This is a genomic window from Nostoc sp. UHCC 0251 (assembly GCF_034932245.1).
In the GTDB taxonomy this organism is placed as follows: domain Bacteria; phylum Cyanobacteriota; class Cyanobacteriia; order Cyanobacteriales; family Nostocaceae; genus Nostoc.
Genome location: NZ_JAYGHD010000410.1, coordinates 1 through 10,783, shown reverse-complemented (window position 1 = coordinate 10,783; position 10,783 = coordinate 1). Strand labels below are relative to the sequence as shown.

The 10,783-nt window shown below is 42.6% G+C and carries 8 protein-coding genes and 1 pseudogene; 3 read left to right on the top strand and 6 right to left on the bottom strand.

From position 1 onward, the window contains the following. Positions 1-267: 267 nt before the first annotated feature. The 3 genes from VB740_RS33640 to cysH all read right to left on the bottom strand — a co-directional run bounded on the left by VB740_RS33640 (position 268) and on the right by cysH (position 3,194). A complete protein-coding gene (locus tag VB740_RS33640) occupies positions 268-798 on the bottom strand; it encodes a YdcF family protein (RefSeq protein WP_323204158.1) in 531 nt (176 codons plus the stop codon). 304 nt (positions 799-1,102) lie between these two features. Next, positions 1,103-2,356, bottom strand: coding sequence for an exonuclease SbcCD subunit D (locus VB740_RS33635; protein WP_323204157.1), 1,254 nt, complete (start codon positions 2,354-2,356; stop codon positions 1,103-1,105). Between the two features lie 112 nt (positions 2,357-2,468). Then, a complete protein-coding gene (cysH, locus tag VB740_RS33630) occupies positions 2,469-3,194 on the bottom strand; it encodes a phosphoadenosine phosphosulfate reductase (protein ID WP_323204156.1) in 726 nt (241 codons plus the stop codon). Between the two features lie 1,118 nt (positions 3,195-4,312). Here cysH and VB740_RS33625 point away from each other — a divergent pair. Then, positions 4,313-4,585 carry a TetR-like C-terminal domain-containing protein gene (locus VB740_RS33625; protein WP_323204155.1) on the top strand — a complete coding sequence of 91 codons (273 nt, stop codon included), beginning with the start codon at positions 4,313-4,315 and terminating at the stop codon, positions 4,583-4,585. A gap of 124 nt (positions 4,586-4,709) precedes the next feature. On the opposite strand, the gene patD is transcribed toward VB740_RS33625, so the two are convergent. Further along, positions 4,710-5,063 carry a heterocyst frequency control protein PatD gene (patD, locus tag VB740_RS33620; protein ID WP_323204154.1) on the bottom strand — a complete coding sequence of 118 codons (354 nt, stop codon included), beginning with the start codon at positions 5,061-5,063 and terminating at the stop codon, positions 4,710-4,712. Positions 5,064-5,363: 300 nt separating this feature from the next. Here patD and VB740_RS33615 point away from each other — a divergent pair, with 300 nt between their 5' ends. After that, positions 5,364-7,634, top strand: a complete 2,271-nt coding sequence (locus tag VB740_RS33615) for a bifunctional (p)ppGpp synthetase/guanosine-3',5'-bis(diphosphate) 3'-pyrophosphohydrolase (RefSeq protein ID WP_323204153.1) — start codon at positions 5,364-5,366, stop codon at positions 7,632-7,634. 94 nt (positions 7,635-7,728) lie between these two features. Here VB740_RS33615 and VB740_RS33610 read toward each other — a convergent pair whose 3' ends face one another. Together VB740_RS33610 and VB740_RS33605 are read right to left on the bottom strand one after the other, a co-directional pair. Then, the gene (locus VB740_RS33610; protein ID WP_323204152.1) at positions 7,729-8,925 is read right to left on the bottom strand and encodes a HAMP domain-containing sensor histidine kinase; all 1,197 of its coding nucleotides are present in this window, start codon (positions 8,923-8,925) and stop codon (positions 7,729-7,731) included. A gap of 292 nt (positions 8,926-9,217) precedes the next feature. Next, positions 9,218-10,258 carry a hemolysin family protein gene (locus tag VB740_RS33605; protein WP_323204151.1) on the bottom strand — a complete coding sequence of 347 codons (1,041 nt, stop codon included), beginning with the start codon at positions 10,256-10,258 and terminating at the stop codon, positions 9,218-9,220. 311 nt (positions 10,259-10,569) lie between these two features. Here VB740_RS33605 and VB740_RS33600 point away from each other — a divergent pair. Beyond that, positions 10,570-10,728, top strand: a pseudogene (locus tag VB740_RS33600) (SAM-dependent methyltransferase); the annotation flags it as partial. Positions 10,729-10,783 lie beyond the last annotated feature (55 nt).

Genomic DNA, 10,783 nt, shown 5'->3' with positions numbered 1-10,783 from the left:
TCTAAATCCCCGTTACAACACGTAATTGCGTTAGCGACGTAGGAGCGTCATTGCGTTAGCGAAGCGGGGCGTTAGCCCATTGCGAATTGCGAATTGGTTTAATTGGTTTTTATATTGTGTTGTTTGAGGGTTGGTGTTGCCCTAGTTTTTGGATAATTGTAGTTTCATGTGTCTGTTTACTTAGTTAATATCAGGATTATTGGCATTAATTGTCTTAATTTGCCTCTATTGAGTTAAGTCAAGATCATGCAAATTACCACTGATAATTTACCGTTTATTTTTAGCTGCATCTACACCAGTGTAACCAGTTGCTATCCAAAGTATTGCTCTAGCTCCATCGCGGATAGATTTTTCGATAGATTCAGAAGGTTTTTCTGAAGGAACGGGTACTGGTTTTAAATAAATACCTCGACTACCCAAAATAATTTCGCCGATGACACAAGCCCGCCGCATGTGGAAATCTGAAGTAATCAAATAAACGCTCTTGATGCCACGAGCTTGCAAATCATCTACCAACGTAGTAAAATTAGTAACTGTATCCACGGCCTCATAGTCCAAGTGTAAACGTTTGGGATCAACACCAGCTTTGGTAAACACTCTTTGTGTGAATCTAGGTGGACTTCCTCCGGTAATCCAAATTGGTATATTTGGATGCTGGCGGACAAATTCAGCCGTAAACTTCTCTCGCTCTAAACGTCTCGTTGAACCACCCAATACTACGACTGCTTGCGGCTGTACAAATTGGTTTTGTACTTCTTTGTATCCCCACCACGTAATTAGCGGTAGGACAAAAGCCATAAAACGAAAAGATTTACCTGTAAACAATAACTTATTCAAGGCTCGATAACTTTATTTTCTGAGTCCAAACTTTTCTCCGGCTAGAAGAAAAACAACAATTGATAGTAGAGTAGCCAACTCCCACAAAATCTGCCCAAATGCAAATTTGGGTGATTTTCATGTCGCAGCGCGATTAAGCGTGCTTAAAATTTTTCCTTTAATTGATGAATTATCCTAACCTGTATCGGACAATCTATCAAAGGATTCTGACATCTTGATCAAAGAACCCCATTTAGAAGAGGAAAATATATAATTTGCATCTATCCTAGTCGCTAGTTGCTGCTTCCAGCCAAACTTCTACATCATCGGCTAGCAACTTCTGTGCTGCATCCAGCATTGATGCTGCTATCTCTTTGAGGTCTTCGCGGTTGTTCAAGTAAGTTTTCAAGGCTTCCATTGGGTCGATGCTGCTACTTGCACTCAATTCAGGAATCCGGGGTCGAGCCAACTGACTCACTAATTCTGCTTGAATGGTGTAAGTATGAGCGTGACTTAAAGCAGTATGGAGAGAGGAACTGTCAATTAAATCCATTTGTTCGGAGCGGAGTTTATAAATTAGCCGCACTACAGCATCTTCAATATCATACTTAGCGATCGCTTTCATTAACACCGCTTGTGGATCATCTGCTTTCGAGACATCCACCTCAATGGTGCGGAAAGTCCGAACTGTTAAGGGACAAAATTCCCATTCAGCCTTCCCCCGCTCCAGTTCTAGCATCACATAGCCTTTGTCTTCTTTTTCTTCACTGAAGTCTACCCGCTCAATGCTCCCTGGATAAATCACCGGTGGGTTGTTGGATTTATTCAGGTTTTGGTGACGGTGGACGTGTCCCAAGGCTACATAATCAAAACAAGGTCGCGTCAGCAAAGATAAGGGCAGAGTAAAGCCTTTACCTACTGCCAAAAAGCGTTCTGCGCCCAAGGTAGCATTGTCAGACATCAAGTGAGCCAAAAGGATAGTTGGCACATTGGGGTCAAGACGGCGAATTTCCCCTTCTAGAACAACTCGCAGGCGTTCCGTTAATAGTTGGTTGACTTCCGCCAAAGACGAGCCTTCAGTCTCTTGGCGGGTCATCAGGGTAGAACGGGTGAGCCAAGGGAGGGTAATTACTTGCACTTTGCCATTACGGGTTTCGATGCAGTGAGTAGTTAATGTGTCACCGACAACAAATCCTGGCACTCCCAAAGTGCGGTAAATATTTAAACTCGCGCCTCCCTGTCCTTGGGAGTGTTGGTCATGGTTGCCTACCAACAGCACTGTTGGTATATTGGCATCCATAAGACGGCGGAATTGGCTGGCAAAAGCTTGTTGTACATAAGGCGGTGGTGTAGCATCCGGGAAAGCATCGCCACCAAATATCACCATATCAACAGTATCTGCCAACGCTCGGTCAATACATATAGACAAAGTATTGACAAAATCCTCCAGTCGTGTATTCAATCCAGTCGCGGGATTAATTCGTCCGTGGGAAAAGCCGCTTCCCATGTGGATGTCGGAGAGATGAAGGATTTTAATCATATTTGTCCTTAGTCATTTGTCCTTTGTCTAATACTAATGACAAATGACTAAATGAATCATTAGTCCTTAGTTATTTGTCTATCACTAATGACCAATGACTAATGACCAATGACTAAATATGAATTCCGCATTCTGTTTTATCACTTCCCCGCCAGCGTCCGGCGCGTTCGTCTTCGCCTTCGCCAACTTTGGTGGTGATGGGTTGGTCGCCGATGCTGGGATAACCTTGGTCGTGGAGGGGGTTGTAGATAACTCCGTGTTCAGCTACGTAAACCCAGCTGTCTTGACGTGTCCAAGTAGCTATGGGATTTACTTTCAGCCGACCTTTACCGTCTAATTCAAATATGGGCATATTCGCACGGGTTACTGCTTGATCCCGGCGGCGTCCGGTTATCCAAGCGACGCTGTTGAGTTCATCTAGACCCCGTAGCAGTGGTTCGATTTTTGTAATGTGGTGGAATTGGGCAATATCTTTGTCCCAGAGTTTGTCGCCATATTTGGCTTCAAAGGCTTCGCGGGTGTCTACGTCTGGAGTTTTGAAAGTTTGCAGATCCAGGTTGTAGATTTCTTTAGCTTTGGCTACTAATTCTAGGCTTTCAGGGAAGTGGTGCAAGGTGTCAAGAAAGATCACAGGAACGGGATGCTTCAGTTCAGTGTAAAGAATATGGGTAATTATCATGTCATCCACGTTAAAGGCGCTTGTTTGCACCAGTCCCGTTGGGATATTCTCTATAGACCATGCCAGTATTTCTTTAGGAGTGGCAGTTTCAAATTGCTCATTTAATTTGTCTAAGTCAAAAGCGATCGCTTGGTTTATAGATGCCGTGGGGACTGTCATGATAATCTTCTGTTCAAATATTTTTACCTTGATTAAAATTTATTTTACTCCATCAAGGCGCGTATTCCGATCGGAGTTTAGGTAATTATTCTGTTCGGGAATTACTACATTGGGTAACTAGAGAATGGGGAGTGGGGAAACTAGGAGAATTACGCACTACAAGTAAAAAATGAATACCTTAAGATAAATGAGTCATTTACTAAGAAACTTTAAGGTAATTTAAGTTTTACAATGCTTCTATAGATATTTATACTGATTTTGATATGGTTAAGAAACAATTAATAAAAAGGATTTTACTTAAATGAACACTTCAAAATCCCCCAATCGCTTAGGTGAATCTATAATTATGGGCGCTTTAATGATGTTGACCAGCGTTAGCGTAATTACAATAATGAACTTTTTCTAAATATAACGATTTCTAATTTTAGCAATAAAACTTTACATAGCCCTGCTCAAAACTGAGTGGGGCTTTTACTTTTAGTATCCAGATAAATCCGTGTATATTAACTCTCTTCTATGACTTTCGGCAGAAACTCCTTTGGAAGCCGTATTTTTACGTAGTTTTACAATCAGAGAATTTCAAATTGGGGTGCGATCGCAATTTACGCCTTAGTACAGCGGGCGCGGAAATAAATATGCTATTGGACAAAATCTCGAAAGCCCTTGTGTCTGGCTCTTGTCTTTGGATAAAAACACCAAGGACATTGCCACTGCAATGATCCCGAAGGGAATATTAAACCAATTCGCAATTCGCAATGACGCTCCTACGTCGCTAACGCAATTACGTGTTGTAACGGGGATTTAGAAAGAGCCACAACACTTGCGGCTTGATAGAAGCCGGGGACTTAAACCCCTACATTTTGTTAACAAAGAGAATCCAGCACCAGCCTAAACCATCTACTAAGAATCCTCCTAAAGTCAGCGGCGCTACACTTCCAAAGAAGAACTAGTCGCAGATGCTATAGAAAGCCTGAGAGATGATTTAGTGATCCCCGATACTGGCAGCTTTTGGGGAGACATGGATATTTTGATAAATAATGCTGCCAAAAAAATAGATAGTCCCCTTAGTCGTTAGACACTTGCCTTGATTATTAGTACTGCGTCTAGCAATCCTCAGTTTGCAGAGGTTTACTGGACAAAATATTACGAAACTCCGACGTGAAGTCTTTTCTAAAGTACTTGAGCTTGCCAAGTTTAGAGGAGAGATACACAGGAATGCAGATGTTGACTTAATTATCGACCTGGTGAGTGGGTCATTGTATTATGCACTGATCTTCAAACCCACAACCGAGCCAGTAGAAACGTACATGCGCCGCACAATCAATCTTCTTTTGGAGGGAGTAGGGAGTAGGGAAGGCAGGGGGGCAAGGGGAAAAGGGGACAAAAGTTAGAAGAACTTGCAGTCTTCCATTCTCCCTACTCCCTACTCCCCATTCCCAACTTGTTAGCAAAATAACTTTCCATCATAGGTCATAAATGAGATGATGGAGAAATTAGAGAAAAGGTGAACAATTGTTATTTTTCTCCTTCCGCTTCTGGTTGCAAGATGGCATCACAGTATTGAATGAGGGTTGTCAAGCGATCGCTAATCGTCTGAAGTCTCGTTTGTGCAGTAGATGCTTGCCGCGCTCCTTGCAAAAACATCACATCTATTTCCAACAGGCGCAGTTGTTTGCTCATCTCCGTTTGGTAAGACTGCACGCGCCAGTTTTCATCAGCCAGAGGCACAATCTGCTTCCCAAAGAATTGCTGCAACGAGGCTACACGCTGCCGCAGTTCGGGTGCAACAATTTGGGTAGTTGTGGCATCGGAGCGTAATTGCTCTAGTAAGGTTACGAGTGCCAAATATTTCTCACGGTTTAAAGACATCCAGTGCTAGTTAAGATAGTATTAATGTCAAGTAATTTTTCTTCTACAATAAACTTTCTTAAGCGCTTATCAGCACTAAAAGCCTCAAATCGTTATTTGAGGCTTTGTTTGCCATCAATGGATTATCTTTCTTTATGATCCTTGAAACTCAAACTGGATGACTACTGTCGGCAATTGGAGAATCATCCTTACATTCTTTTTTCAACCCGTCTCTAGGCGACAGCATCTTCTTAGATTGATGCTGCCAGTTTTATTTATCATTCACTTATCTACCGATCCTATCAAAACCTACCTAATTGTATGAGCAGCCTAGCTATAAATTCATCAATTGATCTAGCCATTCCAGAATGGTTAAAAAAATGTTTGAAGGAGTCATCGACAATTAGCACTGAAGTGGAAGATGACCGAAGGCATAGTGATGCCGTGTTAATTGGTCGCGCATTTGAATTTGCTTACCAACTGCATCAAGGTCAATACCGCAAATCGGGGGAACCATACATTGCTCATCCCATTGCTGTGGCTGAATTGCTGCGTGACTTGGGAGGCAGTGCTGCTATGATAGCAGCTGGATTTCTTCATGATGTCGTTGAAGATACAGAAGTTACAAGTCAAGAAATAGAAGAGCGCTTTGGCCCAGAAGTGCAGCAATTGGTCGAAGGTGTCACCAAGCTTTCTAAAATCAATTTCACTAGCAAAACCGAAAGTCAAGCGGAAAACTTCCGGCGGATGTTTTTGGCAATGGCGCAAGATATTCGGGTAATTGTGGTGAAATTGGCAGATCGTTTGCATAATATGCGAACTTTACAATACATGTCAGAGGCCAGTCGCCGCCGCAGTGCCCAGGAAACGCGAGATATATTTGCGCCTTTAGCCAATCGCTTGGGGATTTGGCGAATCAAATGGGAACTGGAAGATTTGGCTTTTAAGTATTTGGAACCGGAAGCTTACCGCCAAATGCAAGAGCATGTTTCGGAAAAACGGACGGCACGAGAAGAGAAATTGGCTAGAGCTACGAACATGTTGCAAGAGCGTTTGCAGCAAGCCGGAATCCACTGTCAGGAGATTAGCGGTCGCCCCAAGCATCTTTATAGCATTTACCAAAAAATGCACCGTCAGCAAAAGGAATTTCATGAAATTTACGATTTGGCAGCGCTGCGGATTATTGTTCAAACTAATGAGGAATGCTATCGGGCGTTGGCGGTGGTTCATGATGCTTTTCGTCCAATTCCTGGGAGATTTAAGGACTACATTGGATTGCCCAAGCCTAACCGTTACCAGTCGTTGCATACTGGGGTAATTGGACTAACTGGCCGCCCTTTGGAGGTGCAAATTCGGACAATCGAAATGCATCATATCGCCGAGTATGGGATTGCTGCCCATTGGAAGTACAAAGAAACAGGAGGTTCTAGTATTAGCCATTTGACAGCGACAGATGACAAGTTTACTTGGCTGCGGCAGCTGCTAGAATGGCAAACCGATCTCAAGGATGCACAAGAATATCTTGATAGCGTCAAGGATAATCTATTTGAAGATGATGTCTATGTCTTCACCCCTAAGGGGGATGTTGTTCCTTTAAGCCCCGGTTCTACCACGGTAGATTTTGCTTATCGGATTCATACGGAAGTGGGAAACCATTGTTCAGGGGCGCGGGTGAATGGGCGAATGGTATCTCTTTCAACACGGCTACACAATGGCGATATTGTAGAAGTTCTCACCCAAAAGAACTGCCATCCGAGTTTGGATTGGTTGAACTTTGTGAGAAGTTCGGCGGCGAAATATCGGATAAAACAATGGTACAAGCGATCGCGCCGGGAAGAAAATGTCGCTCGTGGACGGGAATTGTTAGAAAAGGAACTTGGTAAAACTGGTTTTGATAGTCTGCTGAAGTCGGATGCGATGGAGACTGTCGCCCAAAAGTGTAACTATCATAGCGTGGACGATTTACTTGCTGGTTTGGGTTACGGAGAAATTACGTTGAACCTAGTGCTAAATCGTTGGCGAGAAGTGGCGAAGGCACATCAACCAATTTCCACTGTGCCTTTATTTATTCCCAAAGAACCAACTACATCAAAAGCTTTACGAGATGCACCGCCAACTACCTCCCGCTCTAGTGATTCGCCAATTGTTGGGGTGGAGGGGTTGGTGTATTATTTGGCTGGGTGTTGTACCCCGATTCCTGGCGAACCGATTATTGGTGTGGTGACGCGAGGTAGGGGGATTTCGATTCATCGCCAAGGCTGCCATAATCTGGAAACTGTGGAGTATGAGCGCTTAGTACCAGTTAGGTGGAACCCAGCCGCTGAAAATAGTGGTCGTCCGCACACTTACCCAGTGGATGTTCAAATTGAAGCTCTTGACCGCGTAGGGGTACTAAAAGATATTTTGTCACGCTTGAGTGACCAAGGGATCAATGTCCGCCATGCTCAGGTGAAAACTTCTGCTGGCCAACCTGCATTGATCGACTTAGGAATAGATATACGCGATCGCTCTCAACTAGAGCAAGTGTTTGTCCAAATTAAGAAAATGAGTGACATTTTGAATATCCGCCGCCTTGGTCAAATTGACGAGTAGGTAATTGCTAGGTGCGTTAACGCAGTGTAACGCACCAGTTTAAGTTGCGATTTTGCTCTCAAGTTTTAAATTTTGAGTTGTAAAAAAGCAACAATCATACGTAAGCAATCGCTTCTAATGGCAAAATTACTGTAAATGTAGACCCTTTTCCTAGCTGTGAATCTACCTTAATTTCACCATCCATTAACTGAACCAATCGAGAGACTATTGCTAAACCTAATCCTGTACCATCATAACTTTGCACTTGGGGAGCAGTTACTTCCCGAAAATAGGGATTGAAGATTTGGGCTTGAGCATCTAGGGAAATACCAATACCACTATCAGTAACAGAGATAGCCCATTGCTGTTGAGATACCGTCCAGCACTCCAAATGAATTGAACCAGATTCTGTGTAGCGAATTGCGTTACTTAGCAGATTTGTCAGAATTTGCTGAAGCCGAAGCGGATCTGTGTTAACTTGACTTGGAGCGCGAACGCATTCAACAACCAAGGATAATTCTTTAGCACGCGCTAATGGTTCAATCATCTCTAAAATAAAGTTGATTAAACTACGCACATCGGTTAGAGTTGGCTGCAATTTCATCTGTCCGGCATCATAGCGCGAAATTTCCAGAGTATCGTTAATTAACCGGACAAGAAGTCTACCACTCTTGAGAACTCGCTCGATACTTTCAAGATTTGCATAGGTGTCTTTGAGTTCTGGTTGTTGACGCTGCTGGCGCAGAAATAAGTCTGCGTAACCGATGATTGAAGTCAGGGGCGTTTTCAGTTCATGAGCCAAATGAGAGATACTATCTTTATTAGCGCGAACCAAGCGAGTTAGCTCTTGGTTAGTCAACCGCAACTGACTTTGGAGTTGTTTAAGCTCTTGTAATCGTCCTTGAGTATAACTGTTAAAACAACGCGCGATCGCTTCATCAATTACTGTATCAATCAGGCGAACAGCCCTTAGTACCTCTTGTGCAGATCCTTGTAATAAATCTTCTTCTAAAAAAGAAAAAATCACAAACCGGAGTAAACGATACTCTCGCGCAATTTCTGCTGGTTCAAACCCCTGTTCGGCGCGAAGTGTGCCGTGTTCTAAACTTGCATCTACTACTGTTTGCAAATCGCTGGTTTCAGATTCAGAAAGTACTGTTGCTAATGCTTTCAAAACACGGGGTAAGCTATCCCGTACAGCTTTGAAAGTAAGTTCATTAGTAGCTTCAATTTGTTGATCCTGATAAACCGCTTCTACCCATTGATCGAGAATGGCATCACTTTTTGCAATTAGAGTCTGACTAAAATCCATCTTTTGCCTAGCCAAATACAGCGAAGCCTGTTGCATTAGAGGTAGATTAGTACGTTTAATGTCAAGTTCGCACCTAACAGAAGATAGAGGTTAGTGAAAAGACAGCTTATTGCAGAAATAAATACTTTAGCTTATATCACTATAAACGCAAGAGCGATCGCTTCACAAAATAGGTTGTGTTACAGATATTGAAAATTAAAAAAATAGGTAGGAATTTACTACAAATATTCTGCACCACCAGCAAAGAAACAATGCAGATTATTTATTATATTCAGGCTGTTCAGAATTAAGCTTAATTCCCAACATTGATAGACTGCAACATTTTTTCTCGCTTCTTGCGGGCAATTTCTTGCAAGTCAACAGTTCTATCAGTCTCATCTACAATTTCACCAGTTATCACCTCAAGCACATCCTCCAAAGTGATAACACCAGCAATGCTACCATATTCGTCTACTACTACTGCAAGATGTTCACGAGCTTCTATAAAGTTTTTCAACAGTTTATCTGCGCGAATTATCTCAGGGACAAAGTTGACTTTTCGAGTCAGACTAGCAATTTTTTGCTCGTTACTTCCTTCAATCATCGCTGTCAGTAAACTCTGTTTTAAAGCATATCCGATGACTTCATCAAGTGAATCATCTATTACAATAATCCGGGTGTGTTGAGACGCAATAATATTTGCTTTCGCCTCAGAAAGAGTCATACCCCCGTGGATATATGTCAGCATGATTCGGGGTGTCATTAAGTCAGATGCTGTCACATCATTTAATCTAAACACCCGTTGGATCATTTCTGCTTCATCGCTTTCAATAATTCCCTCTTGATGTCCAATCTTCGCTAACAGCTTTATTTCAGCCTCATTCGTGGTTGGTCGTTTTTTCCCCTTAGAAAAGGGTGCAGTAACATTCTCTAGAATCCAGACTAAAGGTGTGAAAGCAATAGCAAGCCCAGCTACAGGTAGAGCCGCAAGTATAGCGATTTGCTCAGAATAACGCTCTCCAATTGTTTTGGGGATGATTTCGCCAAAGATGATAATTAGGAATGTCAATACTCCTGAAAATACACCAAGCCATTTATCTCCTAACACTTGAGTAGCCATACTACCTGTGAGAATACTGCCAATGATATTGAAAGTATTGTTGAGGATTACAATAGCGGCAATAGGTCGATTCATGTTTTCACGAATCGCTAAAAGTGTTACTGCTGAACGGTTGTTTGATTGTGCTAATTGTCTGACTCTCAGAGTCGAAACAGAGAACAGTGCCGTTTCTATACCAGAACAAAGCGCTGAACCTAAAATAACAACAAACACAATGATTAGAAGCTGTAGCATATAGTTTCCCAAATATGGGAAGGAAAAGTTGAGCGTGAACCGATAGCCAAAGGAGTTACTATCTTGTTATCTTCTGAGTTTACTGTTTTCCTATTTTAAGCCCCATTGCTCTAGAAGGCTTTGTTCCCATAGCATTAGATTTGAACGGTTCGTGAAAGTCCCAACCCTCAACTTTTAGTCGAGTGGGGATGGACAGTGGGCGGCCACGATTGCACAACCTGACCAATATTAGCAGTCAGGCTGATTAGAGGGTGGTATGTTATGATACTAAAACTTAATATTGATTAGTATACGTATTTGCTCCAATCACCATGCAACAGCTATTTCCCGGAGAAGTATTCGCCAACACTGCTGATTTTGACACTGGTATTCGCCAACTGTTACCGCGATACGATGAGATGTTGGAAGTAATTACTCATTGTGTGCCTTCCACAAGTCGGCGTATTTTAGAATTAGGCTGTGGTACAGGCGTGCGATTCGTTTAACCTAAATGAGTAGAAATACTCAAGGACGGTTAGCGTGGTT